The organism is Stenotrophomonas maltophilia group sp. Smal13 (assembly GCF_030236855.1).
Lineage (GTDB): Bacteria > Pseudomonadota > Gammaproteobacteria > Xanthomonadales > Xanthomonadaceae > Stenotrophomonas > Stenotrophomonas maltophilia_A.
In genome coordinates this window covers 1-23,955 of the sequence record NZ_JASJSQ010000047.1, presented here as the reverse complement: position 1 = coordinate 23,955, position 23,955 = coordinate 1, and the positions used below count along the sequence as shown (strand labels likewise).

Genomic DNA, 23,955 nt, shown 5'->3' with positions numbered 1-23,955 from the left:
CATGCGTGGATGCATCCCGCCATGGTCCCGGCGGATAGGCAGGAATGCTAGGCTGCGCCGGTCAAGGAGGCTCCATGTCCGGTCACAACCAGTTCGCCCTGCTGCGCCAGCGCCGTTTCCTGCCGTTCTTCGTCGTCCAGGCGCTCGGAGCGTTCAACGACAACGTGTACCGGCAGGCGATCATCGGCCTGTTGTTCTATCTGGGCGTTTCGGAGGAGCAGCGTTCGCTTTACACCACGCTGGCGCCAGCCATCTTCATCCTGCCGTACTTCCTGTTCTCGGCGCTGGCCGGGCAGATCGCCGACAAACTGGAAAAATCGCGGCTGATCGTGATCACCACCACCATGGAGATCGTGATCATGTCGATGGCGGCTGTCGGTTTCATCACCGAGAACCTGCCGTTCCTGCTGGTCGCCCTGTTCTGTACCGGCATGCAGTCGACCCTGTTCGGCCCGGTAAAGTACTCGGTACTGCCCTCGGTGCTGAAACCCGAGGAACTGACGGGCGGCAACGGCCTGGTCGAGATGGGTACTTCGATCTCGATCCTGTCCGGCATGATCATCGGCGGCTCTGTGTTCCTGCTTGCAGGCAGCCACGGTCCGATCGTGGCAGCCACAGCGGTGATCGCTCTGGCCATCTGCGGCAACATCGCGGCGCGCCTGATTCCCAAGGTCGACGCCGGCGATCCGAACCTGAAGATCAACTGGAACCCCTTGCCGGAGTCGCGGGTCGTGCTGCGCATGGCACGGCAGCAGAAGGCGGTGCGCAACGCCATCCTCGGGGTATCCTGGTTCTGGTTCGTCGGTACCGTGCTGACCTCGCAGCTGCCCAATTACGCGTTGGCCAACCTCGGCGGCGAACCCAAGCTGTATCTGTTCGCCCTCGCCCTGTTCTCGGTCGGCACCGGCGTTGGCTCGTTGCTGTGCGAGAAGCTGTCGGCACGCACGGTGGAAATCGGCCTGGTGCCGCTGGGTGCGTTCGGCATGACCGCGTTCCTGCTCGACCTGTATTTCGCCCGCAGTGGCGAAGCGACCGTGCACGGACTGACCATCGGGACGTTCCTGCAGCAGCCGGGCAGCATCCGCATCGTCATCGACCTGATCGGCATCGGCCTGTTCACCGGCATCTTCGTGGTGCCGCTGTTCGCGCTGATCCAGAGCCGCACGCCGAAGGCGCAGATGTCGCGCGTGTTTGCGGCGCTGAACATCCAGAACTCCGGCTTCATCGTCGGCGCAGCCCTGCTGTCGCTGGCCGCGCACAAGCTGCTGCACTGGTCCATCCCGCAGCAGTTCCTGGCGCTGGCCATCGCCAACGCACTGGTGGCGATCTACATCTTCACCATCGTCCCCGAATTCCTGATGCGCTTCCTCAGCTGGCTGATGGTGCGCACCCTGTACCGCCTGCGCCCGCACGGCATCGAGGCCAACGTGCCCGACGAGGGCGCCGCGCTGCTGGTCTGCAACCATGTCAGCTACATGGACGCACTGATCCTGTCGGCGACGATCCCGCGCCCGGTGCGCTTCGTCATGTACTACAAGATCTTCAACATCCCGGTGATGCGCTGGATCTTCCGGACCGCCAAGGCGATCCCGATCGCCGGTGCGCGCGAAGACCCGGCGCTGATGCAGCGCGCGTTCGATGACATCGACGCTGCGCTGGCCGAAGGCGAGCTGGTCTGCATCTTCCCGGAAGGCGCGCTGACCAAGGATGGTGCGATGGCACCGTTCAAGTCCGGCGTCGAGAAGATCCTCGAACGGCGACCGGTGCCGGTGGTGCCGATGGCGCTGCGCGGCATGTGGTCGAGCATGTGGAGCCGGCGCGACAGCCGCCTGGGCCGCATGCGCGTGCCGCGCCGTTTCCGCGCCACCGTCGAGGTGGTGGCGGCAGCGGCCGTGGATGGCCACAGCACCAGCGCACCGGTGCTGGAGGCCCAGGTGCGGGCCCTGCGCGGCGATCACGCCTGACGAGATGGGCCCGCCGAGCGGGCCCAGCGGACTCCCCCACATACGTCACCGTCCAGTGGTGTACGCGACATGTCGTGACTGTAAACGCATACATGCAACGCAGGTTGCGGTAGATTACGCACCCACAGGGGGGAGGTCCGGCCGATTCATCATGGCCGGCCACCAAGGAATGGAGTCTCGCTTTGAATCAACCACCACCGCTCAGCCGTCCGGTCTACATCCCCAACCATCTGGTCTGGGCGATCCTGACGACGCTGTTCTGCTGCCTGCCGTTGGGCGTGGTGTCGATCGTGTACGCCTCCCAGGTCGATGGCCGCCGCGCGGCCGGCGACCTGCCGGGGGCCTACAGTGCGTCGCGCAAGGCGGGCTGGTGGGCGGTGGCTTCGGCCGTGGCCCTGCCGGTCCTGTTGCTGTTGTGGTTCGGGCTGTTCGGCGGCTTGGCCGTACTGGGCGCTCTTTCCGACCAATGATTCACCACCACCACCCATCAAGGAGCTTGAACCCATGAATACTGCTACTCCGCAGGTCCCGAACAACCTGGTCTGGGCGATCCTGACCACCCTGTTCTGCTGCCTGCCGGCCGGCATCGTGTCGATCGTCTACGCCGCCCAGGTCAACGGCAAGCTGGCGGCCGGCGACATCGCCGGCGCCCAGGACTCCGCCGCCAAGGCCAAGAAGTGGGCCATGTGGTCGGCCATCGCCTGGGTTGTGCTGGTCGTGCTGTACGTGCTGTTCTTCGTTGTGCTCGGCGGCATGGGCGCGATGAGCAACGGCAACTACTGATACGCCTGGACGGATCCGGCGCCTGCGCCGGATCCGTTGTTGCATGTCCGCGCTTCCCGCTCGTTCCCGACTCGCCCGCTGGGCACCGCTGCTGGTTTCCGCCGGCCTGGCTGTGGGTGCCACGGTGGTGCTGCGCAACGTCAATCCGTATGTCGCCGGCAATCCCCTGCCGAGCTGCCCGCTGTACGCGCTGACCGGCCTGTACTGCCCGGGCTGTGGCAGCACGCGCTGCCTGTATTCCCTGGTCCACTTCGACCTGCCCGGCGCGATGGCGATGAACCCGCTGCTGGTCATCAGCCTGCCGTTCCTGTTGTTGATGCTGCTGAACATCGCCGGCATCCGCCCGCGTGTGCTCGACCCGCTGATGCGGGTGCTGGCCAATCCCGTGTTCTGGCTCTGGGTGCTGCCCGGGTATGCGCTGCTGCGCAACCTGCCGTGGGCGCCGTTCACTGCACTGGCACCGATCTAGGTTTCCAGCCAACGGCGCAGCCCCTCGTGGTGGGCGGCGTTTGTCGATCATGGGGTTGGCCGGGCGGGATGGGTTTGCGGGGGACGCCGTGAATCCGTCCGTGGAGGCTTGGCCGCGGCATCCATGCCGCGGACACCCCCGCAAACCCATCCCGCCCGGCCACGGACAGTTTCCGTGTGCGTCCACCACGGAAAAGAAAGAGAAGATCAAAAGCGGAAGCGGATCGCTTCGCTCTGCATCCACGCATGGCGTGGATCTACCGTGTCGACCAAGGTCGACACCTACCAACAGCCGCGGGAATCTGTCGAAGGCGGGGTGGGTCGGATGGCGGGGGTGTGAGCCGCATGGATGCGGCGACCAAGCCTCCACGGACGGATTCACGGCGTCCCCCGCCATCCGACCCACCCCGCCAACCCGCAGCAATCCAGCTGTTGCTGTTGCTGTTGCCTCTGCAGGTGCAGGGCTGCAAGCCCTGCAAAGCAACTACGTCACCCAGCCTGCAATCACCAGCAGGGCCAGGATCGCCAGCCACAGCAGCAGCATCCGCCACACCAGGCTCATCGCATCCCGCAGGTCCGGCAACCGCTGCCACACCGGCAACAGCCCCGCCTCGGTGTAATCGTGCGCATCCTCGCGCAGCTCGGCATTGACGCTGGCCCGCGCCACCGCGCCCAGGAAGCCGATGTTGCCGGCCAGGCGCTCGCCGTGGGCCTGGCGCCAGGCCTTCCACGCCGTATCGAAGTTGCCCACCAGCGCCATCGAAAATGCCATCAGCTGCGCCACCGGCCACTCGATCCAGCCCAGCAGGCGCTGCGCCAGCGCCAGCGGCTCCACCGGCACGCGGGCACGCATCGGGCTTTCCGCCATCAGCGCCAGCAGCCGGTAACCGAGAGCACCGGCCGGGCCCAGCAGCAGGAACCAGAACAGCACCGCGAACCAGCGCCGCAAGGCGTTGAGCACGGTTGCCTCGACCAGTGACGGAATGTCCTCGCGCAGGCTGCCACCGGCCGCCTGCAGGTTACGTACCGCGGCCTGGCGCGTCGCCGCGTCATCGGCATCGATGATCGCTTCGATATCGCGGTCCAGATCGCGCGGGCCCCAGCACCACGCCAGCACCGCCACGCCCAGCAGCAGCGACGGCAGGCCGAACAGCACCCCGCGCAGCAGCCACGCCAGCAGCGCCATCAGCAACAGCGGCGGCAGCAGTGCCAGGGCAACGCCGGCCGGTCCCTGCCAGGCCTTGCCACCGCGCGCGTCCAGCCAGCCCAGCCAACGCCGGAAGCCGTCGAAACGGCGCAGCGAGGCGGCAGCGGCCGGGGCAACATGGCCCAGGGCCAGTGCCACCAGCACGGCGGCCAGAGTGGTGAACATGGCAGGTCTCCCTACGAAACAGAACGCTCGGCGTCGCTACCTTACCTGTCGCAGCGGCGCCCTCAGCGGTGAACCGGACTGTAACCCGGGCCGTGTTCAGGTGGCGGCAATACAGGCGCCACCGTCAGCCCCGCTCAGCCCTTCTGCTGCCGGTACCAGTGTTCGATCAGGCCGCGCGAAATCGAGATCGGCGGCGACAGGCGGATGCCCTGGCCATCGTCCTCCACATCGCGTGCCAGTGCAGCACCGACCTCGTCGGCACTGAACCAGCGCGCATCTTCCAGCTCGCCATCCACGGTCGGCAGGTCATCCTGCGCCTGTGCACGGAAACCGATCATCAGCGCGCCCGGGAACGGCCACGGCTGCGAACCGAGGTACTGGCAGGCGGTCACCCGTACCTTGCTCTCCTCGTGCACTTCACGCACCACGGTCTGCTCGAAGGTCTCGCCGGGTTCGACGAAGCCGGCCAGCACCGAGTAACGCCGCGGTGCCCAGTTCGACTGCCGGCCCAGCAGCAGCCGGCCCTGGTTTTCCACGGCGACGATCACGGCGGGATCGACACGCGGGTAGTGCTCGGTGGCGCACTGCCCGCAGCGACCGACGAAGCCGCCACGGGCAAACGCCACGGCGCCGCCGCACACGCCGCAGAAGCGGGTGCGCGAATGCCAGTAGGACATGCCGCGGGCATAGCTGAAGGCGGTCGCATCGGCCATCGGCCACAGCAGTGCGGCCTGGCGCAGGTCGAGGCGGCGCGGGGCCGTGACGGTAACGTTGGCGGCTTCGACCGAGAACCAGGCCTGCTCGCCACGCAGGCCAAGGAAGATCGCGGCACCGGGGCCACCGCCGATGTCGGCGCCGGTCAGCGCCAGCGGCTGGTCGTCATCGCCGGTGAAGGCGCTGCCGTCCTGATCGAGCACGAGAATGCGCGCGCCCGGCCACAGGCGCGCCAGTGCATCGGCATCGTCGCGCAGGGCATCGGCGCGCTCCAGCGGTTCGCCAACGAAGGCGAAACCGGAAAGCGGCGAAGGAGTATTGGGCATCCGGCAAGCGTGCCGCCAATCGATGCAGGTGGCAAGTTCGGCGCTGTGCGCAATCTGCCGGTGTGGGCGTGCAGGCACAGCATCCACGCATGGCGTGGATCTACTGAGGTGCCAACCTTGGTTGGCACCTTCCGGCCACAGGCCTCTTACATGCTGAAGCTGCTGCCGCAGCCGCAGGTGGTCTTGGCGTTCGGGTTGCGGATCACGAACTGGGCACCGGTCAGGCTCTCGGTGTAGTCCACCTCGGCGCCCATCAGGTACTGCAGGCTCAGCGGGTCGACCAGCAGGGTGACCCCGCTGGTCTGTACCGCCAGGTCATCCTCGGCACGGTTCTCGTCGAACTCGAACCCGTACTGGAAGCCCGAACAGCCACCGCCTTCAATGTACACGCGCAGGGCCAGGTCGGGGTTGCCCTCTTCCTGTATCAGGGATTTGACCTTGGCGGCCGCCGACTCGGTGAAGTTCAGCGGGCGCTCCAGCGACTGGTAATCGGGCGCGGCAACCGGGGTGGCGCCGGGCAGGGAGACTAGCGTGCTCATGGTGTCAGCATGGGGGTGCCGACGATGGCTTTCAAGCCATCGCCTCGGCCAGCTTGCGGCGTGCGGCGGTGTCACCCTTGCCGCCATTGGCCTCATCACCTTCCGGGGCCGGCAGGGCCGCCATCGGGGCGCTGGCATGGATCAGGCGGCCGTTCAGCTGGGCACCCGCATTCATCTCCACCACCTGGTAATGGACGTTGCCATTGACCCGCGCGCTCGGGGTCAGTTCGACCTTCTCGGTGGCATGCACGTCGCCGTCCAGGCGGCCACTGATGACCACCACCTGGGCACGGATCTCACCTTCGATCACGCCATGCTCGGCGACCGTCAGGGTCGCGCCGCTGGCGCCTTCGGCGGCGATCACCTTGCCGTGGATGCGGCCTTCCACATACAGGCCACCACTGAATTCCACATCACCGCGGATCACCACCTGGTTGCCGATCAGGGCATCCACCACCAGCTGGCCTTCACGGTTGGATTTGCTGCTTCCGAACATCTGCCTACTCCCCTTTGGCGGCCGGCGCACCGGCCTGTTTCCAGTCGAATACCTGGGTGGTACCCCCCGTACCACTCCCCAATGTCACCCGCACGCGTTGCGGGGTGAAGTCAGCCGGCAGCATCACGCTGCCGGTGAGCTGCTGGAAGTACCGGAACGAGTAATCCTGTCCCGGTACCTTGCTGCGCTGGTGCAGATCATCCCAGCTGATCGTGGCCAGCTTGCCGTTCTTGACGCCTTCCACGGTGAAACGCATCTGCCCCTGGCTGATGGCGCCGCGGTTGAGGTTCTGTGTCAGCACGGCGGTGTACTGCCAGGTGCCGGCCGCTTCCGGGCTGAACTCGATCGAATGGGTGTTCAGGCCCTTGCGCTGGCTGGTCGAACCCACCAGGCGCTCATAGAAGGCAACGTCGGCACGCAGGCCGGCGATTTCCTCATCGCGTTCGGCCAGCGAGGACTGCACCTCGGTGTTGGCGGCGCGGCTGATGCGGTCGGAGGCTTCCAGCGTGGCCTGCTTCTGGCGCAGTTCGGTCAGCTGCGCCTGCAACGTCTCGGCGCGCTTCTCGGCGGCCTGCAGGCGCTGGCCCTGTGCATCGCGCGGCGTGGCCATCCAGCAGCCACCCAGCACGGCCAGCACCAGGCTGAGCAGCCAGATGCCGCCGATCACCAGCAGGCGGCGACGGTCGGCCGGCGGTTGCGGCGCGCCGGGCAGGCGAACCTGCACGCGCATGGGAGGACGGTTGGTCATGGGTGGATTCCGGGGCATCGCGAGGGCGACACCGGTACGGCCCCTGTGGCAAACGACGGGCTAGTGTATGACAGGACGGGTGGGTTTCCTGCGCAGTGGCGAGCCACCGTCTGTGGCGTTCAGGCATGCCATCGTCGATAGTGTGGTCCCCTGCACAGTTCCGTCGCCGGAGCATCGCCATGACCGAAGCCCACCTGTTCGTGATCGGCATCCTGCTGGCCTGGCTGGCCGGCATCCGCGTCTACCTCACCGTGTTCGGTGTCGGCCTGGCCGGCCTGCTCGGCTGGGTCGACCTGCCGCCGGCCCTGCAGGCCACCGAATCGTGGTGGGTGCTGGGCACCTCGGCAGCGCTGGCGGTAACCGAATTCTTCGCCGACAAGATTCCCGGCGTCGACTCGGCGTGGGATCTGGTGCAGACCCTGGCACGCGTACCCGCAGGTGCCTTCCTTGCCGCAGCCACGCTGTCGCCGGATGGGCAGCTGGGCACCGGCGCACTTGCTGCCGGTGCCGGTGTCGCGCTGGCCAGCCATGGCCTGAAGGCCGGCACCCGCGCACTGCTCAATACCTCGCCCGAGCCTGCCAGCAACTGGGTGGCCTCCGCCGCCGAGGACACCGTGGTGGTCGGTGGCCTGGCCCTGGCCCTGGCACACCCGTGGATCGCGCTGATCGTGGTGCTGGCCTGCAGCCTGGCCGGCGCGCTGCTGGTGTGGCTGGTCTGGCGCGCCCTGTGGAAGGGCGTGCGCTGGCTGGCACGCAGTGCGTCGCCCGACAGTCCACGCCAGCCCGGTACCGGTTGATCGCCGGGCTTGTCGCATAATGGACGCGAACACCAGGAGCACCGATGGCCGCAAACGAATCCCCCGCGGGCGCCCGCCCGGGACGCGCTGAAACCCCTCCGGCCGATCATTGGCAACGCTGGACCGCTGAACCGGCGAGCGCGGTCGCCGCAGCGCCGGCCGCGGTTCCGCCGCTGGCCGCCTCCGACGCACCCGCATCGATCGGCAGCGCACCGCCGCCGTTGCCGGCCCCGGCCGTGCTGGCCGAGGCTGGCAACAACGACCAGGCGCCGCCGCCCTCCGATTCGCCCTACCGCGTGCTGATCGTCGAGGACGACCGCGCGCAGGCCCTGTTCGCACAGAGCGTGCTGCATGGCGCCGGCATGCAGGCGATCGTGCACAGCGATGCCGACGGCGCGCTGCAGGCGATCAAGGAGCATCGGCCCGACCTGATCCTGATGGACCTGCACCTGCCCGGCCTGGACGGCATGCGCCTGACCGCGCTGATCCGCCAGCAGCCTGGCCTGCAGTTGCTGCCGATCGTGTTCCTGAGCGGCGATCCGGACCCGGAACGCCAGTTCGAGGTGCTCGACAGCGGCGCCGACGATTATCTGAGCAAGCCGATCCGCCCCCGCCACCTGATCGCCGCCGTGGCCAACCGCATCCGCCGCGCACGTGCGCAGGCAGCGACCCTGCCTGGTGCTACCGGCGCACCGGCCACCAGCAATCCGGAAACCGGCCTGCCGACACGTCACCACGTGCTGCGGCAACTCAACGCCACCCTCACCCATCGCGACCGGGGCGGCGTGTTCTTCATTGAAGTGGCCAGCGCGCTGGGCCTGCGCGAACGCTATGGCTACGCCGCCTTCGAGCGCCTGATGGTGCAGGCCGGGCAGCGCCTGGCCGAGGCCGGCCATCCGCACCTGCTGGCACGCCTGAACGACAACAGCTTCCTGCTACTGGCCCGCAATACCGATGAAGACAGCCTGGAAAGCATCGCCGCGACCCTGCGTGAGCAGCTCTCGGCGCGCGCCTTCGTGATCCGCGATGATGAATCGGTGCATCTGCGCGGCGTGGTGGGTTACGCGCCGCTGTCGCCGGGCTTCGACGATGCCAACGCCGCACTGGAAGCGGTCGAGCGCACCACCCTGCAGGCACGCCTGCTCAGCGCCGGCGTGGCAGGCCATGTGCACCGCCAGGCCGTCACCGAACAGGAACACCTGGCACTGCTGGAAGGCCAGCTGGAGCTGGCCTATCAGCCGATCGTCGCTGTCGCCGGTGGCAACACCGCGCAGTACCAGCTGCTGCTGCGCCTGCGCCAGGCCGACGGCACGGTGCTGGCGGCCGGCCAGGTGATTCCTGCCGCCGAAGCGGCAGGCCGCATCGCCGACCTCGACCAGCAGGTGATGGACCATGCGCTGGGCCTGCTGGACCTGTACCGGCACACAACGCAACCGCTGAACCTGTTCGTTTCGCAGTCGCTGCGCACCCTGCAGCGCGATGCCTTTGGCGACTGGCTGCTGGAATCGCTGCAGCAGCGTGACCTGCCCGGCAGTGCATTGGTGATCGACGTGCGCCTGCCCGACGCGCTGATCCACACCGTGCCGCTGCAGCAGTTCTGCCAGCGCATGGCCGGCGTCGGCGTGCGCTTCTGCCTGAGCCAGTTCGAACCCAGTGGCGAAGCCGATGCACTGCTGACCCAGCTGCCGCTGTCGTTCGTGCGCATGGCCGCGCGTTTCTCCAGCAGCCATTCCAACCCGGCCACGCGCGAGGAACTGCGCAAGGCGATCGAACAGGCGCATGCCGCCGGGCTGCAGATCATCGGCCAGCAGATCGAGGACCCGCAGGCCGCGGCAGCGATGTGGGTCGGCGGCGTCGATTACATCCAGGGCAACATGGTGCAGTCGGCCGGCAGTGACCTGAACTTCGACTTCCACAACGCGGTGCTCTGAGGTGCCGCTGTGGGGCGTGCTGCTGGTTGCCCTTGCTGCGGCCGTCGCACTGCTGCTGTTGGGCCTGCGCCTGCGCGCGCGCAGCCGGGCACTGGCCCAGCTGCAGCGCGAGCACAGCGCGCTGGCCGCCGAGCGCGACCAGCTGCGCCATACCACCGAACGCCAGGGCCAGCTGGAACAGCAGCTGCTGCAGGCCAAGCAGGCCGCCGAAGCGGCCGTGCTGGCCAAGGGCGAGTTCCTGGCCACGATGAGCCACGAGATCCGCACGCCGCTCAACGGCATCCTGCCGATGCTGGAGCTGATCGCGCGCGGGCCGCTGGGTGAGGACCAGCGGCAGATGCTGGCCACCGCTTCGGCCAGTTCACAGCAGCTGCTGCGCATCGTCGACGACATCCTCGACTACTCCCGGCTGGAAGCGCAGGCGCTGGAACTGGAGATCACCAGCTTCAACCTGCGCGACCTGCTCGATGGCGTGGTGCAGCTGATGCAGCGCGCCGCCGATGCCAAGGGCCTGTCCCTGGCCCTGCAGCTTGACCCATCGGTGCGCCTGCCGGTGCGCGGCGACCCGGTACGCCTGCGCCAGGTGCTGAGCAACCTGCTGGCCAACGCCATCAAGTTCACCGCCCGCGGCCAGGTGCAGCTGCGCGTGCAGCGCCTGGGCGAAGGTGCGGCCCAGCACCAGCTGCGCTTCGAGATCATCGACACCGGCATCGGCATCGATGAGGCACTGCAGGCACGCCTGTTCCAGTCCTTCAGCCAGGCCGATGCCTCGACCACGCGCATCTACGGTGGCACCGGCCTGGGCCTGGCCATCTGCAAGCGCATCATCGACCTGATGCACGGGCAGATCGGCGTGCAGTCCACGCCCGGCCAGGGCGCAACGTTCTGGTTCGAGATCCCGCTGCTGAAAGTACCCGGCGACCTGCCTGCGATGGCGCGCGCCCCCGCAGCGCTACTGTTGTTCAGCGCCGATGCAACGCTGCAGGCACGCATCGAGCGCATCGCCGCCCACCATGGGCTGCAGGTGCAGGTGCTGGCACAGCTGGATGCCGTGGTCGAGCGCCTGCGCGCTCCCGCGCGGCCCGGACAACCAGCACCGGCATGGCTGATTGTCGATTCCCGCACCCGCCGCAACGGCGAGGTCACGCTGCAGCAGGCGCTGGCCGAGCGCGGCGACGATGATGCACTGCAGGTACTGTGGCTGCAGGAAGACACGCCTGCACAACGCCCGCGCCAACGCCAGCTGCTCCCGCATTTCGATGATGCAGCCCTGCATGCACTGCTGGCGGCGCCTGCCACGCCTGCCCGCCCTGCCGCCCTGCTGGCCAATGCCGAAGACGGCTTGCCCGCACCGACGCTGCCGCCATTGCACCTGCGCGTGCTGCTGGTGGAAGACAACACGGTCAACCGGATGGTGGCCGAGCATCTGCTGCGCGTGTTCCAGTGCGAGGTGCGCAACGCCGCCGACGGCAAGCAGGCACTGGCCGCCCTTCGCGAAGGCGGCGTGGACGTGGTGCTGATGGATTGCCAGATGCCGGTGCTGGACGGCTACGCCGCCACGCGCCGCTGGCGTGCGGAAGAAACGGAAACCGGGCGCTCGCGGTTGCCGATCATCGCGATGACGGCCAACGCCATGGCCGGTGACCGCGAACGCTGCCTGCAGGCCGGCATGGACGACTACCTGTCCAAGCCGATCGCGCGCGCCACCTTGCATGCGCTGTTGCAGCGCTGGGGGCAGCGATCACGCGATGTCGTAGCGTCGAGCTTGCTCGACGGCGATGCATCCGGGGCCAGTGGAATCCCGCCAGCCGAGCATGGCCCGGCTCTACAAGAGACGAAAAGCCAAGCGGTGACGCAACCGGTGCTGGACCGTGATGTGCTGGACGAACTGCACGCGGTGATCGGCGATACCGCCCTCCAGATCGTCTCGGTGTTCCTGGAGGATGCGCCGGCGATGGTGCAGCAGCTGCAGCAGGCCGCGCAGAGCAGCGACGAGCCGCGACTGCAGGCAATCGCCCACAGCCTCAAATCATCGAGTGCGAACGTTGGGGCGTTGTCGCTGTCGGCGGTCGCGCAGCGGATCGAGCACGAAGCCCGTAGTGGCAGCCTGCAGCGCCCCGCAGTGGCGGTGGCGCTGCTGGTTGCCGAATTCGCCCGGGCGCGCGTGGCGCTGACGGGCTACCTGGCACAGCATCGGTAGCGTCGAGCTTGCTCGACCATCGCCATGCTGATCACAGTCGAGCAAGCTCGACGCTACGTCACTCTTCCAGCTTGCTGAGCAGGTACTTCGGCTCGCCGATACGCTCGATCAGGTCGAGCTGGGTTTCCAGCCAGTCGATGTGCTCTTCTTCCGAGTCGAGGATCTTCACGAACAGCTGGCGGCTGACGTAGTCACCCACCGAATCGGAGTAGGCCACGGCCTCGCGCAGGGTCACTACGCCGTCGCGCTCCAGCGACAGGTCGCACTGCAGGATCTCGGTCGGGTTCTCGCCGATGCGCAGCTTGCCCAGCGCCTGGAAATTCGGCAGGCCTTCGAGGAACAGGATGCGGTCGGCAAGCATGTCGGCATGCTTCATCTCGTCGATCGATTCCTTGTACTCGTGTTCGGCCAGCTCCTTGATGCCCCAGTTCTTCAGCATCTTGGCGTGCAGGAAGTACTGGTTGATCGCGGTCAGCTCGTTGTAGAGGACCTTGTTGAGGAATTCGATGACCTTGGTGTCGCCCTTCATGGGGGTGCTCCTGCACGCTGAAAACGCAGGCACTTTAACGCCTTGCGCGCGGCCGTGAAGGAACGCGAATCGTGCGCATTGGCCTGTGCGGCCGCACGTGAAGGATGCGAAAGCGCGGCGTCAACGCGCCGCGAAAGAGACGATCAGGCGACCTGGGCCAGACCGAGGACCGGCAGCGGCAGATCGTGGGTGGCACGCGCCTTGGCCAGCAGATCGCCGGCCATGTCCAGGCAGGAACCGCAGGTGGCACCACAACCGGTACGCATGGTCAGTTCGGCCACCGTGCTGACGCCATGGCTGGCGGCTTCGCGGATCTGGTGGTCGGTGACTCCGTTGCAGATGCAGACGTACACAGGCGTGAACCGGGCTGGCAGGCCAAGAGTGGCCTGTTGGCTATTCCAATGGAAACGAGAATGGTTGTCAATCAGAGACCTGAACCATTCTCGATACGGTTCAGCCGGTCACGTGGCCGGACCATCGCCGGTGGCCTTCTTCGGCCAGTAGCCGCGGGTCCGTGGGCGCTTGCGTGGGCGGTCATGCCCGGCGGTATGGCCCGGCATCCAGGCCTCCGCAGCGCTCTTGGGCATGGCGGTCACGCCCTGCCCGGCCACCCCGCGCGCCAACGGCGCCAGATGTCGCAAGGCGCGCGCATAGACGCCACGCTTGAACATCACCACGTGCTCCACCGGGTACCAGAAGTCCACCCAGCGCCAGTGGTCAAACTCGGGGGAGTCGGTGTGGTCCAGCTTCACGTGGGATTCGTCGCCGGTCAGGCGCAGCAGGAACCAGACCTGCTTCTGGCCGATGCAGACCTGCCGCTCGTTGCGGCGGATGGCCCGCGCCGGCAGCTTGTAGCGCAGCCAGCCGGGCGTTGCCCCGAGCACTTCCACGTGCTCAGGCAGCAGGCCGGTCTCTTCCTGCAGTTCACGATACATGGCCTCGACAGGCGTCTCGTCGGTATTCATGCCACCCTGCGGGAACTGCCAGCCGTCCCGGCGCACACGTCGTGCCCAGAACACCTGGCCGTCCTGCCGCATCAGCACAATGCCGACGTTCGGTCGATAGCCGTCCGGATCGATCACGATGCGGACTCCTAAAAAATCTACTGGTCGGGACTATCCCATGCCGCCTGTCGGCCCACAAGCACGATACAAAAGTGTTGACAGGGGCGATACACATCCGCAGAATAGCGGGCTCACCAAGGCTATGTAGCTCAGCCGGTTAGAGCACAGCACTCATAATGCTGGGGTCGGTGGTTCGAGTCCACCCATAGCCACCACACTGAAAATCAAGTTGTTTTTCAGCGTGAAAAGTGAGAAAATAGTTGCACGTTTTGCCCCGTCGCCAAGCGGTAAGGCACCTGACTCTGACTCAGGCATTCGGTGGTTCGAATCCATCCGGGGCAGCCAAATTAAAAGCAAAAGGCCAGATCGAAAGATCTGGCCTTTTGCTTTTAATTTGGTCGCGCATTCCACCTTATCCCCGCGCCTGTCGGCGCACCCCCTTGAACAACAAGGGGGCTCTTCTCCAGACAGAGACCGGGGTCAGGCATGCGGACCACGGGTAGTGCCGGCCGCTGGCCGGCAACCAGGAAATCCACGACCCCAGAACGACAAAAGCCCGGCCGAAGCCGGGCTTTTGCTTGTCCAACCAGCGGGCTCCCGGAGGAGCCCAACCAGGCGCGGTAGATCAGCGCTTGGAGAACTGGGTGGCGCGGCGGGCCTTGTGCAGACCGACCTTCTTACGCTCGACTTCACGGGCGTCACGGGTCATGAAGCCAGCCTTGCGCAGCTCGGACTTCAGGGTTTCGTCGTACTCGACCAGAGCACGGGCGATGCCCAGACGGATCGCACCGGCCTGGCCGGTGGTGCCGCCGCCAGCGGCGGTGACCAGGATGTCGAAGCTTTCGGTGTTCTTGGTCAGCTCGAGCGGCTGGCGCACGATCATGCGCGCGGTCTCACGACCGAAGAACTCGTCCAGCGGACGGCCATTGACGGTGATGTTGCCCGAACCCTTGCGCAGGAACACGCGAGCGGTGGAGGACTTGCGGCGGCCAGTGCCGTAGTTTTGAGTGATAGCCATGATTAGATATCCAGAACCTGCGGCTGCTGTGCGGCGTGCGGATGCTCAGTGCCGGCGTAGACCTTGAGCTTGCGGTACATCTGGCGACCCAGCGGGCCCTTCGGCAGCATGCCCTTCACGGCGATCTCGATCACGCGCTCCGGGTGGCGCTCCAGCGCCTGTGCCAGGGATTCGGTCTTCAGGTTGCCGATGTAACCGGTGAAACGGTGATACATCTTGTCCTGCAGCTTCTTGCCGGTGACGGCAATCTTTTCTGCATTGATGACGACCAGGTAGTCGCCGGTATCAACGTGCGGGGTGTAGACCGGCTTGTGCTTGCCACGCAGACGGCGGGCCAGCTCGGTGGCGAGACGGCCCAGGGTCTTGCCCTCGGCGTCGACGAGGTACCAGTCGCGCTGGACGGTCTCGTTCTTGGCAGTGAAAGTGCTCATGAAGAACTCTAGGTTAGGTCGGGCTCATTGCGGCGAAAGGCTCGCCGGAACTCTGCCACGCGTTGTGAAAAGGTGAAGCGTAAGAGGCGGGATTGTACTCATCCTGCCGCGGGAGCGCAACCCGTCCCCTGGGCCGGGTTGGCAGGGGCGCGGGGCCGGGCGAGAATCGGGGGGTCTTCCGCCCCACCGCGTACTGCCATGACCGTGCTCCGCCAGACCACTCCGCTGGACCACCTGCTGACCGAGGCGCAGCGCGCCCTGGACACAGTGTTCGGCAATCCGCCGGCGGCCCGCCCCTACCCCGCCACGGACACCGGCGAGCCCGGCATGGACAGCGCCGAGCGGCGCCATGCCGCAGGCCTGATGCGGATCAACCACGTCGGCGAGGTCTGCGCGCAGGGCCTGTACTTCGGCCAGGCCGCCGTGGCGCGCGACCCGGCCACGCGGGAACACCTGCTGGAAGCGGCGCAGGAAGAAACCGACCACCTGGCCTGGTGCGCCACCCGGCTGGCCGAACTGGACAGCCGTCCGAGCCTGTTCAACCCGCTTTGGTACGCCGGCAGCTACACCATCGGCACCCTGGCCGGGCTGCGCGGCGACGGCTGGAACCTGGGCTTCGTGGTCGAGACCGAGCGCCAGGTGGAGGCCCACCTGGACGAGCACCTGGTCGACCTGCCGGCCGGCGACCTGCGCAGCCGCGCGGTCATCGCGGTGATGAAGGAAGACGAGGCCCGCCATGCGGACCACGCCGAGCAGGCCGGCGCACGCCGCCTGCCGTTCCCGATCCCGGGCGCGATGGCGCTGGCCTCCAAGGTCATGAAGACCATCGCCTACCGCATTTGACCGGGGCGCCCCACCAACGGTGGGGGCCTACCCAAGGGCACGGTGGGCCCGACGGTGGGGCCCGACCGTTGGTCGGGCCGCCTTAGTTGGGCGAGACCAGCTTCAGGCCGATCACACCAGCCACGATCAGGCCCACGCAGGCCAGGCGGGCCGGCGATGCGCTGTCGTTGAACAGGTAGATGCCCAGCACCGCCACGCCCATGGCACCGATACCGGTCCAGATCGCGTAGGCGGTACCGACCGGGATGCTCTTCATCGCCTGGCTCATCAGGTACAGGCTGATCAGCGCGGACACGACCGTGGCAGCGGTGGGAAGGGGTTTGCTGAAGCCTTCGGAGTACTTCATTCCGAGGGCGAAACCGATCTCGAACAGGCCGGCCAGCAGCAGGTAGATCCAGGGCATGGGTGGGGGCTCCTTACCTTTTTTGAGAAAAACGAAACGGCCCGGTGTTTTCACACCGGGCCGTGGGTCGGTACATCACCGTGGAACTGTAACGCGTGCGGGGCACTGGTTCCACGGGGCGGGTCGTCCCGCCTGGGCGGCGATGCCTGCGGGCATCGCACATGGGGCTTACTCGGACAGGTTCCGGCCGTGGAACAGCTCTTCGATCTCGCGCTTGAGCAGCGCTTCGATCTTCATGCGTTCCTTGAACGACAGGTTCTTGGCCTTTTCCTCGAACAGGTACTGGTCCAGGTCGAAGTCCTTCAGGTGCATCTTCGTGTGGAAGATGTTTTCCTGGTAGACGTTGACGTCGAACATCTCGTAACGCGACTTGATGTTCTTGGCCAGGAAGTTCTGGATCGAGTTGATCTTGTGATCGATGTAGTGCTTCTTGCCCTTCACATCGCGGGTGAAGCCACGGACGCGGTAGTCCATGATCACGATGTCCGACTCGAGGCTTTCGATCAGGTAGTTCAACGCCTTCAACGGCGAAATGACGCCGCAGGTGGCCACGTCGATGTCGGCGCGGAAGGTGGCGATACCTTCCTGCGGGTGCGTTTCCGGATAGGTGTGCACGGTGATGTGCGACTTGTCCATGTGCGCGACCACGGCATCGGAGATCAGCTCCTTGCCGGCCTGCTTCTTGTCGATCACCGGTTCTTCGGAGATCAGGATGGTCACCGAGGCACCCTGCGGATCGTAGTCCTGGCGGGCCACGTTCAGGATGTTGGCGCCGATGATCTCGGCGACATCGGTCAAGATTTGAGTCAGCCTGTCGGCGTTGTACTCTTCATCGATGTATTCAATGTAACGCTGACGCTCCTCTTCGGTGCGCGCGTAACACACGTCATAGATGTTGAAGCTCAGCGCCTTGGTGAGGTTGTTGAAACCCTGCAGCCTCAGGCGAGGCAACGGCTTGACCACGGCGGTCGATTCCTGTGTAAGAAGGGAAAGGGGGAATTATGGGGCAAACTGTCCCCGGGGGGAACGTGAAGAGCGCTCACATCTGGCACACTGTTTGCCCTTAACAATTGCGCTGGTTAAGCTCCGCTATCGACCCCGTGAATCCGTTCATGCGCAGAGGGAGCGCTCCTATCGTGTCAACCGTGCGCCTAGCTAGCAGTCCACTGGCCCTGGATATCGCCACAATCGATCGTTTCCTGGCGCACAGCCACAGGCGGCGATACCCCACCCGTACCGACGTCTTCCGACCCGGTGACCCGGCGGGAACCCTGTATTACGTCATCAGCGGCTCGGTTTCGATCATGGCCGAGGAAGATGACGATCGCGAGCTGGTGCTGGGCTACTTCGGTGCCGGCGAGTTCGTCGGCGAGATGGGCCTGTTCGTTGAATCGGACCGCCGCGAGGTGATCCTGAGGACCCGTACCGCCTGCGAGCTGGCCGAAATCAGCTACGAGCGCCTGCACCAGCTGTTCCTCGGCCCGCTGTCGGCCGATGCCCCGCGCCTGCTCTACGCGCTGGGCCAGCAGATCTCCAAGCGCCTGCTCGACACCAGCCGCAAGGCCAGCCGCCTGGCATTCCTGGACGTTACCGACCGGATCGTGCGCACCCTGCACGACCTGGCGCAGGAGCCGGAGGCGATGAGCCATCCGCAGGGCAGCCAGCTGCGCGTCTCGCGCCAGGAACTGGCCCGCCTGGTCGGCTGCTCGCGCGAAATGGCCGGCCGCGTGCTGAAGAAGCTGCAGACCGATGGCCTGTTGCACGCCCGCGGCAAGACCGTGGTGCTGTACGGCACCCGTTGATCGTTGAGCACCCGGTGGGTGCGGACCTTGGTCCGCACTCTTTCACGCGCTAGGCTCGGTGCATGGAACTGAGCAGCGCATTCTGGTGGTTCATCCTCATCGGCCTGGGCGCCCAGCTGGTGGACGGCGCGCTGGGCATGGCGTTCGGCCTCGTGTCGTCGTCGGTGATGCTGGCCATGGGCATTCCGCCCGCGCAGGCCAGTGCAGCCATCCACACCGCCGAGGTGTTCACTACTGGCGCCTCCGGCGTGTCGCATCTGGTCGCCGGCAATGTCGATAAGCGCCTGTTCCTGCGCCTGGCGCTGCCCGGCGCCGTAGGCGGCGCCGTGGGTGCCTACGGCCTGACCCAGCTGCCCGGCGAGGTGATCCGCCCGCTCATCTACCTGTACCTGCTGGTGCTGGCCATCATCATCCTGGCACGTGCCGCCGGCCGCCTGATGCCCAAGGGCGAGGTCAAGCGGGTGCCCGTGCTGGGCTTCGTGGCCGGCTTCCTGGATGCCAGCGGCGGGGGCGGCTGGGGGCCGGTGGCCACCTCCACCCTGCTGGCCCGCGGCGGCCAGGCACGCACCACCATCGGCACGGTGAACGCGGCCGAGTTTGTGGTCACCCTGACAGTTTCAGCAACGTTCCTGCTATCGATGGGGCTGCATCACCTGCAGATCGTGGCCGGCCTGCTGATCGGCGGCATGATGGCCGCGCCGGTGGCCGCACTGCTGGTGAAGCGCCTGAAGGAGCGCTGGGTGCTGGTGGCCGTGGGCGTGTTGGTGCTGGGCATCAGCCTGTTCCAGATCGGGCATGCGCTGACCGGGTATCTGGCGCGCTGAGCGCTCGCCGGGCATGGCCCGGCGCTAGCTGCACGGGATTCGGTAGTGCCGGCCGCTGGCCGGCAACCCCGCAAGCCCTTCCGCAATTATGAAGTTGCCGGCCAGCGGCCGGCACTACCGGGTCGCAGCCCGGCACTCCGTCATCCCATCCCCGGCGGATTCCGCGCGTTACGCCTTGTCACCGCCGCGGTCCACGCAGCCCCAGTTGAGGATGCGGGTGCCGGCCGGCAGCACGCGGCGGAAGAAGTCCACCCTGCCCGGCTTCGGGTTCACCACCACCGGCGCCTTGGCGGCCAGCAGCAACGGCAGGTCGGCGGTGCTGTCTGAGTAGGCGATATCGATGTCGCCGTAGCCGCGCTCGCGCAGCATGCGCATCTTCTCTTCGTTGTGGCAGTGGCGGGTCGGGCCGACGCCACCCAGCCGTGGGCCGACCTCGGTGCCGATCACCGGTACGTCCTGGTGGGCGACGAAGGCCAGGATCGCGCGTGCCAGCTCTGGTGGCGCGCCCGTGGCAACCACCACGCGGTCACCCTTGGCCCGGTGCGCGGCGAACACCTCCAGCGCCTGTGGCAGCAGCTTGGCGCGCATCTGCGCCTCGTTGCGCAGCACATAGGCGTCGATGACCTTGTTGAAATCGCGCGCACGGTGCAGGCCGAAGCTGCCGATCCACACATAGACCGAAATGCCGGTACGGCGGGTCGGCAGCAGCGCCACCATCGGCCCGGCGATCGGCGTGACCAGCAGCGCCGCCAGCATGCGCAGCGGGTTGCGCTTGATCAGCGAAGCGAACAGGTGAGTACCCGAATCGCCATCGTAGAGGGTGTGGTCGAAATCGAAGACCACCAGCGGCGCATCGTCGCGCGGCGTCGGATAATGCGTTTTCATGCCGCGAAGAATAGCTGACGCAGGCCCTCGCCCGGCTCTTCCACGCGCATGAAGGCTTCGCCCACCAGGAACGAGTGGATGCCGGCATCGCGCATCAGCGCCACGTCCTGCGGACCGAGGATGCCGCTCTCGGTGACCAGCAGGCGATCGCGCGGCACCGCCTTCTGCATGTCCAGCGTGGTCTGCAGCGACACCTCGAAGGTGCGCAGGTTGCGGTTGTTGATGCCGATCATCGGTGCCGGCACCTGCAGCGCACGCTCCAGCTCGTCGATGTCGTGCACTTCCACCAGTACGTCCATGCCCAGCGACATCGCCAGTTCGGACAGCGTGGCCAACTGCGTGTCGTCCAGCGCGGCGACGATCAGCAGGATGCAGTCGGCGCCCAGCACGCGCGCCTCGTACACCTGGTAGGCGTCGATCACGAAGTCCTTGCGCAGCACCGGCAGCGTGCAAGCCTCACGGGCCTGCTGCAGGTAGGCATCAGCACCCTGGAAGAAGTCCACATCGGTCAGCACCGACAGGCAGCTGGCGCCGCCGAACTCATAGCTGACGGCGATGTCGGCTGGGCGGAAATCCGGGCGGATCACACCCTTGGACGGGCTGGCCTTCTTCACCTCGGCGATCACCGCCGGATCGCCGTTGGCCACTGCCGCCTGCAGCGCGCGCACGAAGCCACGTACCGGCGGGGCGCTGGCCACGGCGGCCTGCAGGTCCTCGAGGGGACGCTGGGCACGGCGCTGGGCCACTTCTTCGGCCTTGCGGGCCAGGATCGTCTGCAGGATGTCGCTCATCGTCTTCGATTCGGTGCGGGGGCGGTGAGGACGGCCATTATCGGCCATCAAGAGGGTCAGGCTGAACCGCGCGCTCAGGCAACCAGCGCGCGGGTGGTCTCTACATACTGCTGCAGGCGCTGGCGGGCGCTGCCGTTGGCGATGGCGGCACGGGCACGGGCCAGGCCGTCGCCGATGTCGCTGGCCACGCCGGCCACGTACAGCGCGGCGCCGGCGTTCAGGGCCACGATGTCCAGCGCCGGACCGGGCTGGTTGTCCAGCACCGCGCGCAGCATGGCAATGGACTGCTCCGGGCCATCCACGCGCAGGTTGCGGCTGGCCGACATGGCGATGCCGAAGTCTTCCGGGTGGATCTCGTACTCGCGTACCTTGCCGTCGCGCAGCTCGCCCACCAGGGTACCGGCGCCCAGCGAGATCTCGTCCATGTTGTCGCGGCCCCAGACCACCATGGCGCGCTCGGTGCCCAGCTCGCGCAGCACGCGTGCCTGGATACCCACTAAATCCGGGTGAAACACGCCCATCAGCACCGACGGTGCGCTGGCCGGGTTGGTCAGCGGGCCAAGGATGTTGAAGATGGTACGCACACCCATCTCGCGGCGGACCGGCGCGACGACCTTCATCGACGGGTGATGGATCGGCGCGAACATGAAACCGATGCCGGTCTGTTCGATGGCCGCGGCGACCTGCGCCGGCTGCAGCTCGATGGCCGCACCCAGTGCTTCGACTGCATCGGCGCTGCCGGACTTGGACGACACGCTGCGGTTGCCATGTTTGGCCACGCGCGCACCGGCCGCAGCGGCGACGAACATCGCGCAGGTAGAGATGTTGAAGGTGTGCGAGCCATCGCCGCCGGTGCCGACGATGTCGACCAGGTGAGTGGTATCGGCCACCGGCACCGCCAGCGCGAATTCGCGCATCACCGTGGCCGCCGCGGCAATCTCGTCGATGGTTTCCTTCTTCACGCGCAGGCCGGTGAGGATGGCGGCGGTCATCATCGGCGACACGTCGCCGCGCATGATCTGCCGCATCAGGTCGACCATTTCGTCGAAGAAGATTTCGCGGTGTTCGATGGTGCGTTGCAGGGCTTCCTGGGGGGAGAAGCTCATGGGAATGCTCCTTGGATCAGGCCGCCGGACGCTGCAGGAAATTGCGCAGCAGGGCATGGCCGTGTTCGGTGAGGATGGATTCGGGGTGGAACTGCACGCCTTCCACCGGGAACTGGCGGTGGCGCAGGCCCATGATCTCTTCGATCGAGCCGTCGTCGTTCTCGGTCCAGGCGGTCACTTCCAGCACATCGGGCAGGCTGTTCTTGTCCACCACCAGCGAGTGGTAGCGGGTGGCCTGGTAACGGTCCGGCAGGCCGGCGAACACGCCCTTGCCTTGATGGCGGATGGGCGAGGTCTTGCCATGCATGATGTTGCCGGCGCGGATGACCGTACCGCCGTAGACCTGGCCGATGCCCTGGTGGCCCAGGCACACGCCGAGGATCGGCGTGGTCGGGCCCAGGCGCTGGATGAGTTCCAGCGACACGCCCGCTTCGTTGGGCGTGCACGGGCCGGGCGAGATGACGATGCGTTCGGGCTTCTGCGCGGCAATCTCATCCACGCTCATCGCATCGTTGCGCACCACCTTCACCTCGGCGCCCAGCGTCTGCAGGTACTGCACGAGGTTGTAGGTGAAGCTGTCGTAGTTGTCGATCATCAGGAGTCTCATGATTCTAAGTCCTTGATTTCATTAATGTTTTCCATTACACACAACCTCCATTACCCACTTTATTACACACATCGACAGTTGATTGCGATGGACGAAGCGCGAGCATGTGCTGGCTCAAGGTAGCAAGGGCTCCTGAGAGATGTCTTGGCGTGCGCCAGTGCGGTGTACTGACGCAGCGACGGCGCCCGCATGCCAGGGCCAAGTGCTGAGACTGGGCGGACAGACCTACCCCTCGCGGCGACACAGCGCGCGGGGCATCAGTTCTACGACGGGGCTGGGGTGCCAAGGGCATCGGGCAATCTCCTCAAATCTTGGAGCCGCCGTGCCGGGGAGCCTTCTTGAAACCTTGCCTGCCGGTACGGCGGCAAGGTGCGGTCAAGACCGCAACGACATGCCGCTTCCTATTGGAAGCGCCACCACAGAGCGATGTTGGTCGAAGCGGTACGGGTCATGGACAGACCAAAGTGTTGAATTTAAAAGCCAGAACTCGGCCCGAGTACACCCGAACGGAATTCCAAAGTAAGCCTGGGGAATTTTACCATGAGCATGTTAGGCAAAGCCACTTCCTGGAATGCCAGGGCATTCATCACCCCGCCCATCTACCTCGGACCGGACGACAACACTTCCAGTCTCGAAACCAGAGAGCAAGTAGACCAACTGCTACGGACTTGTGAGCATCGAATCTCAGGTTGGCAGTCATCTGGACCTGCGCGGGTGATGCTATATCGCTATATCAGCATCCGGGGCAGATATGACACCGCCGGATTTTCTCTGCCGACCCTAGGTCCCGGAGAACAGAAGCCGTTGATCGCAGCTTCTGAAACCATCGCCGTATCAGACCATACCAAATCGGTTTTGCGGGGAACAGCGCAGCGCATGACGCTGGTACCGTGAGCGCCAATATCGAGCTTTCGTCCTCATCGCTCGATGGGCCGGCAACCGATCGATTCTTGCACAACGAGCAAGACGAGGCCACCTACAGCGGACGCCAAACCAATCACCTCGCCCGTCTACGTTCAGGGCATCTTCCCAGGCACCCGCGGAGGGGTCTCCTCGTTTTCAGTGCAATAAGTGACGGTACGCAAAGCTAGCACTGGCGCGGGGGTGGTCTGGGTAGACCGTTGATTTCATTGACTTTCCTGTTCGCTTTGTAAACGGGTATGGTGGCCTCCCACTTTTGAGGTTCACGATGCAGGGTTGGCACACAACGTTTTTGGGGATGCGTGGGCTCCCCCGCGATATCAGCGACTTCGAGATGAAGGCATTTTTCACCTTCGATGGTGCCGAGCGCGACGCAATCAATGCACGCCGAGG

At 66.1% G+C, this 23,955-nt stretch carries 27 protein-coding genes and 2 tRNA genes; 13 read left to right on the top strand and 16 right to left on the bottom strand.

The annotated features are described in order from the left end of the window. Positions 1-74: 74 nt before the first annotated feature. From QRO95_RS15655 to QRO95_RS15640, 4 genes are all read left to right on the top strand, one after another. Complete coding sequence (locus QRO95_RS15655; protein ID WP_277779219.1) at positions 75-1,964, top strand: MFS transporter; 1,890 nt, start codon at positions 75-77, stop codon at positions 1,962-1,964. 182 nt (positions 1,965-2,146) lie between these two features. Continuing rightward, a complete protein-coding gene (locus QRO95_RS15650) occupies positions 2,147-2,434 on the top strand; it encodes a CD225/dispanin family protein (protein ID WP_005419784.1) in 288 nt (95 codons plus the stop codon). A 34-nt stretch (positions 2,435-2,468) separates the two neighbouring features. Continuing rightward, positions 2,469-2,747, top strand: a complete 279-nt coding sequence (locus QRO95_RS15645) for a CD225/dispanin family protein (RefSeq protein WP_032127177.1) — start codon at positions 2,469-2,471, stop codon at positions 2,745-2,747. A 43-nt stretch (positions 2,748-2,790) separates the two neighbouring features. Continuing rightward, positions 2,791-3,216, top strand: a complete 426-nt coding sequence (locus tag QRO95_RS15640; protein WP_006473646.1) for a DUF2752 domain-containing protein — start codon at positions 2,791-2,793, stop codon at positions 3,214-3,216. A gap of 483 nt (positions 3,217-3,699) precedes the next feature. Here QRO95_RS15640 and ampE read toward each other — a convergent pair whose 3' ends face one another. The 5 genes from ampE to QRO95_RS15615 form a co-directional block, all read right to left on the bottom strand. After that, positions 3,700-4,587 (bottom strand): regulatory signaling modulator protein AmpE, encoded by an 888-nt coding sequence (gene ampE / locus QRO95_RS15635; RefSeq protein ID WP_032127176.1) that lies wholly within the window; start codon positions 4,585-4,587, stop codon positions 3,700-3,702. Positions 4,588-4,721: 134 nt separating this feature from the next. After that, positions 4,722-5,627: an NAD(+) diphosphatase gene (gene nudC, locus QRO95_RS15630; RefSeq protein ID WP_032127201.1), complete on the bottom strand. Its 906-nt coding sequence runs from the start codon at positions 5,625-5,627 to the stop codon at positions 4,722-4,724. 146 nt (positions 5,628-5,773) lie between these two features. Beyond that, positions 5,774-6,166 (bottom strand): iron-sulfur cluster insertion protein ErpA, encoded by a 393-nt coding sequence (erpA, locus tag QRO95_RS15625; protein ID WP_005419789.1) that lies wholly within the window; start codon positions 6,164-6,166, stop codon positions 5,774-5,776. Positions 6,167-6,197: 31 nt separating this feature from the next. Then, positions 6,198-6,662 carry a polymer-forming cytoskeletal protein gene (locus QRO95_RS15620; protein WP_006398829.1) on the bottom strand — a complete coding sequence of 155 codons (465 nt, stop codon included), beginning with the start codon at positions 6,660-6,662 and terminating at the stop codon, positions 6,198-6,200. 4 nt (positions 6,663-6,666) lie between these two features. Then, positions 6,667-7,410 (bottom strand): DUF6776 family protein, encoded by a 744-nt coding sequence (locus tag QRO95_RS15615; protein ID WP_019336613.1) that lies wholly within the window; start codon positions 7,408-7,410, stop codon positions 6,667-6,669. Between the two features lie 179 nt (positions 7,411-7,589). On the opposite strand from QRO95_RS15615, the gene QRO95_RS15610 reads away from it, so the two are divergent. Genes QRO95_RS15610 through QRO95_RS15600 form a run of 3 tightly spaced genes read left to right on the top strand, consistent with a single transcriptional unit; the run spans position 7,590 to position 12,338 of the window. After that, entirely contained in the window at positions 7,590-8,207 is a 618-nt protein-coding gene (locus tag QRO95_RS15610; RefSeq protein ID WP_049461254.1) for a DUF4126 domain-containing protein, read from the top strand. Between the two features lie 44 nt (positions 8,208-8,251). Then, positions 8,252-10,138, top strand: coding sequence for an EAL domain-containing protein (locus tag QRO95_RS15605; RefSeq protein WP_285302957.1), 1,887 nt, complete (start codon positions 8,252-8,254; stop codon positions 10,136-10,138). Between the two features lies 1 nt (position 10,139). Further along, entirely contained in the window at positions 10,140-12,338 is a 2,199-nt protein-coding gene (locus QRO95_RS15600) for an ATP-binding protein (RefSeq protein WP_285302956.1), read from the top strand. A gap of 58 nt (positions 12,339-12,396) precedes the next feature. Here the strand turns inward: QRO95_RS15600 and bfr are convergent, their stop codons facing one another. From bfr to QRO95_RS15585, 3 genes are all read right to left on the bottom strand, one after another. Continuing rightward, positions 12,397-12,867 (bottom strand): bacterioferritin, encoded by a 471-nt coding sequence (gene bfr / locus QRO95_RS15595; RefSeq protein WP_005419804.1) that lies wholly within the window; start codon positions 12,865-12,867, stop codon positions 12,397-12,399. Positions 12,868-13,010: 143 nt separating this feature from the next. After that, positions 13,011-13,220, bottom strand: a complete 210-nt coding sequence (locus QRO95_RS15590; RefSeq protein ID WP_005411309.1) for a bacterioferritin-associated ferredoxin — start codon at positions 13,218-13,220, stop codon at positions 13,011-13,013. A 108-nt stretch (positions 13,221-13,328) separates the two neighbouring features. Beyond that, positions 13,329-13,949 carry an RNA pyrophosphohydrolase gene (locus QRO95_RS15585; protein ID WP_032127170.1) on the bottom strand — a complete coding sequence of 207 codons (621 nt, stop codon included), beginning with the start codon at positions 13,947-13,949 and terminating at the stop codon, positions 13,329-13,331. A 120-nt stretch (positions 13,950-14,069) separates the two neighbouring features. On the opposite strand from QRO95_RS15585, the gene QRO95_RS15580 reads away from it, so the two are divergent. Then, positions 14,070-14,146: transfer RNA gene (locus QRO95_RS15580), tRNA-Met, on the top strand. 55 nt (positions 14,147-14,201) lie between these two features. Further along, positions 14,202-14,276: transfer RNA gene (locus tag QRO95_RS15575), tRNA-Gln, on the top strand. A gap of 280 nt (positions 14,277-14,556) precedes the next feature. On the opposite strand, the gene rpsI is transcribed toward QRO95_RS15575, so the two are convergent. Next, positions 14,557-14,949, bottom strand: coding sequence for a 30S ribosomal protein S9 (rpsI, locus tag QRO95_RS15570; RefSeq protein WP_005411311.1), 393 nt, complete (start codon positions 14,947-14,949; stop codon positions 14,557-14,559). A 2-nt stretch (positions 14,950-14,951) separates the two neighbouring features. Then, a complete protein-coding gene (gene rplM / locus QRO95_RS15565; RefSeq protein ID WP_005414692.1) occupies positions 14,952-15,380 on the bottom strand; it encodes a 50S ribosomal protein L13 in 429 nt (142 codons plus the stop codon). Positions 15,381-15,578: 198 nt separating this feature from the next. Here rplM and coq7 point away from each other — a divergent pair, with 198 nt between their 5' ends. Further along, positions 15,579-16,223 (top strand): 2-polyprenyl-3-methyl-6-methoxy-1,4-benzoquinone monooxygenase, encoded by a 645-nt coding sequence (coq7, locus tag QRO95_RS15560; RefSeq protein WP_285302955.1) that lies wholly within the window; start codon positions 15,579-15,581, stop codon positions 16,221-16,223. 82 nt (positions 16,224-16,305) lie between these two features. Here coq7 and sugE read toward each other — a convergent pair whose 3' ends face one another. Both sugE and speD read right to left on the bottom strand, forming a co-directional pair. Next, positions 16,306-16,626 carry a quaternary ammonium compound efflux SMR transporter SugE gene (gene sugE / locus QRO95_RS15555; RefSeq protein ID WP_005411314.1) on the bottom strand — a complete coding sequence of 107 codons (321 nt, stop codon included), beginning with the start codon at positions 16,624-16,626 and terminating at the stop codon, positions 16,306-16,308. 168 nt (positions 16,627-16,794) lie between these two features. Next, positions 16,795-17,589: an adenosylmethionine decarboxylase gene (gene speD, locus QRO95_RS15550; RefSeq protein ID WP_006473908.1), complete on the bottom strand. Its 795-nt coding sequence runs from the start codon at positions 17,587-17,589 to the stop codon at positions 16,795-16,797. A 149-nt stretch (positions 17,590-17,738) separates the two neighbouring features. Between speD and crp the strand changes: the two genes are divergently transcribed. Both crp and QRO95_RS15540 read left to right on the top strand, forming a co-directional pair. Continuing rightward, positions 17,739-18,428: a cAMP-activated global transcriptional regulator CRP gene (gene crp, locus QRO95_RS15545; protein WP_010482649.1), complete on the top strand. Its 690-nt coding sequence runs from the start codon at positions 17,739-17,741 to the stop codon at positions 18,426-18,428. A 62-nt stretch (positions 18,429-18,490) separates the two neighbouring features. Further along, complete coding sequence (locus QRO95_RS15540; RefSeq protein ID WP_014038735.1) at positions 18,491-19,252, top strand: sulfite exporter TauE/SafE family protein; 762 nt, start codon at positions 18,491-18,493, stop codon at positions 19,250-19,252. A gap of 168 nt (positions 19,253-19,420) precedes the next feature. On the opposite strand, the gene QRO95_RS15535 is transcribed toward QRO95_RS15540, so the two are convergent. From QRO95_RS15535 to QRO95_RS15520, 4 genes are all read right to left on the bottom strand, one after another. Then, a complete protein-coding gene (locus QRO95_RS15535) occupies positions 19,421-20,137 on the bottom strand; it encodes a haloacid dehalogenase-like hydrolase (protein ID WP_032127168.1) in 717 nt (238 codons plus the stop codon). Continuing rightward, positions 20,134-20,928 (bottom strand): indole-3-glycerol phosphate synthase TrpC, encoded by a 795-nt coding sequence (gene trpC / locus QRO95_RS15530; protein ID WP_049401666.1) that lies wholly within the window; start codon positions 20,926-20,928, stop codon positions 20,134-20,136. The genes QRO95_RS15535 and trpC overlap by 4 nt, the downstream gene beginning before the upstream one ends. A gap of 74 nt (positions 20,929-21,002) precedes the next feature. Further along, positions 21,003-22,034: an anthranilate phosphoribosyltransferase gene (gene trpD / locus QRO95_RS15525; RefSeq protein WP_049401667.1), complete on the bottom strand. Its 1,032-nt coding sequence runs from the start codon at positions 22,032-22,034 to the stop codon at positions 21,003-21,005. Between the two features lie 16 nt (positions 22,035-22,050). Further along, the gene (locus QRO95_RS15520) at positions 22,051-22,641 is read right to left on the bottom strand and encodes an aminodeoxychorismate/anthranilate synthase component II (protein ID WP_285302954.1); all 591 of its coding nucleotides are present in this window, start codon (positions 22,639-22,641) and stop codon (positions 22,051-22,053) included. A gap of 540 nt (positions 22,642-23,181) precedes the next feature. Between QRO95_RS15520 and QRO95_RS15515 the strand changes: the two genes are divergently transcribed. Further along, positions 23,182-23,535, top strand: coding sequence for a hypothetical protein (locus QRO95_RS15515; RefSeq protein ID WP_128457255.1), 354 nt, complete (start codon positions 23,182-23,184; stop codon positions 23,533-23,535). Positions 23,536-23,955 lie beyond the last annotated feature (420 nt).

Bases quoted from the DNA above. Each gene is read 5' to 3' on its own strand.
- QRO95_RS15655 (WP_277779219.1), top strand. From the start codon at position 75: ATGTCCGGTCACAACCAGTTCGCCCTGCTGCGCCAGCGCCGTTTCCTG.
- QRO95_RS15645 (WP_032127177.1), top strand. From the start codon at position 2,469: ATGAATACTGCTACTCCGCAGGTCCCGAACAACCTGGTCTGGGCGATC.
- QRO95_RS15640 (WP_006473646.1), top strand. From the start codon at position 2,791: ATGTCCGCGCTTCCCGCTCGTTCCCGACTCGCCCGCTGGGCACCGCTG.
- ampE (WP_032127176.1), bottom strand. From the start codon at position 4,587: ATGTTCACCACTCTGGCCGCCGTGCTGGTGGCACTGGCCCTGGGCCAT.
- nudC (WP_032127201.1), bottom strand. From the start codon at position 5,627: ATGCCCAATACTCCTTCGCCGCTTTCCGGTTTCGCCTTCGTTGGCGAA.
- erpA (WP_005419789.1), bottom strand. From the start codon at position 6,166: ATGAGCACGCTAGTCTCCCTGCCCGGCGCCACCCCGGTTGCCGCGCCC.
- QRO95_RS15620 (WP_006398829.1), bottom strand. From the start codon at position 6,662: ATGTTCGGAAGCAGCAAATCCAACCGTGAAGGCCAGCTGGTGGTGGAT.
- QRO95_RS15615 (WP_019336613.1), bottom strand. From the start codon at position 7,410: ATGACCAACCGTCCTCCCATGCGCGTGCAGGTTCGCCTGCCCGGCGCG.
- QRO95_RS15610 (WP_049461254.1), top strand. From the start codon at position 7,590: ATGACCGAAGCCCACCTGTTCGTGATCGGCATCCTGCTGGCCTGGCTG.
- QRO95_RS15605 (WP_285302957.1), top strand. From the start codon at position 8,252: ATGGCCGCAAACGAATCCCCCGCGGGCGCCCGCCCGGGACGCGCTGAA.
- bfr (WP_005419804.1), bottom strand. From the start codon at position 12,867: ATGAAGGGCGACACCAAGGTCATCGAATTCCTCAACAAGGTCCTCTAC.
- rpsI (WP_005411311.1), bottom strand. From the start codon at position 14,949: ATGGCTATCACTCAAAACTACGGCACTGGCCGCCGCAAGTCCTCCACC.
- rplM (WP_005414692.1), bottom strand. From the start codon at position 15,380: ATGAGCACTTTCACTGCCAAGAACGAGACCGTCCAGCGCGACTGGTAC.
- coq7 (WP_285302955.1), top strand. From the start codon at position 15,579: ATGACCGTGCTCCGCCAGACCACTCCGCTGGACCACCTGCTGACCGAG.
- sugE (WP_005411314.1), bottom strand. From the start codon at position 16,626: ATGCCCTGGATCTACCTGCTGCTGGCCGGCCTGTTCGAGATCGGTTTC.
- crp (WP_010482649.1), top strand. From the start codon at position 17,739: ATGCGCAGAGGGAGCGCTCCTATCGTGTCAACCGTGCGCCTAGCTAGC.
- QRO95_RS15540 (WP_014038735.1), top strand. From the start codon at position 18,491: ATGGAACTGAGCAGCGCATTCTGGTGGTTCATCCTCATCGGCCTGGGC.
- QRO95_RS15535 (WP_032127168.1), bottom strand. From the start codon at position 20,137: ATGAAAACGCATTATCCGACGCCGCGCGACGATGCGCCGCTGGTGGTC.
- trpC (WP_049401666.1), bottom strand. From the start codon at position 20,928: ATGAGCGACATCCTGCAGACGATCCTGGCCCGCAAGGCCGAAGAAGTG.
- trpD (WP_049401667.1), bottom strand. From the start codon at position 22,034: ATGAGCTTCTCCCCCCAGGAAGCCCTGCAACGCACCATCGAACACCGC.
- QRO95_RS15520 (WP_285302954.1), bottom strand. From the start codon at position 22,641: ATGAGACTCCTGATGATCGACAACTACGACAGCTTCACCTACAACCTC.
- QRO95_RS15515 (WP_128457255.1), top strand. From the start codon at position 23,182: ATGAGCATGTTAGGCAAAGCCACTTCCTGGAATGCCAGGGCATTCATC.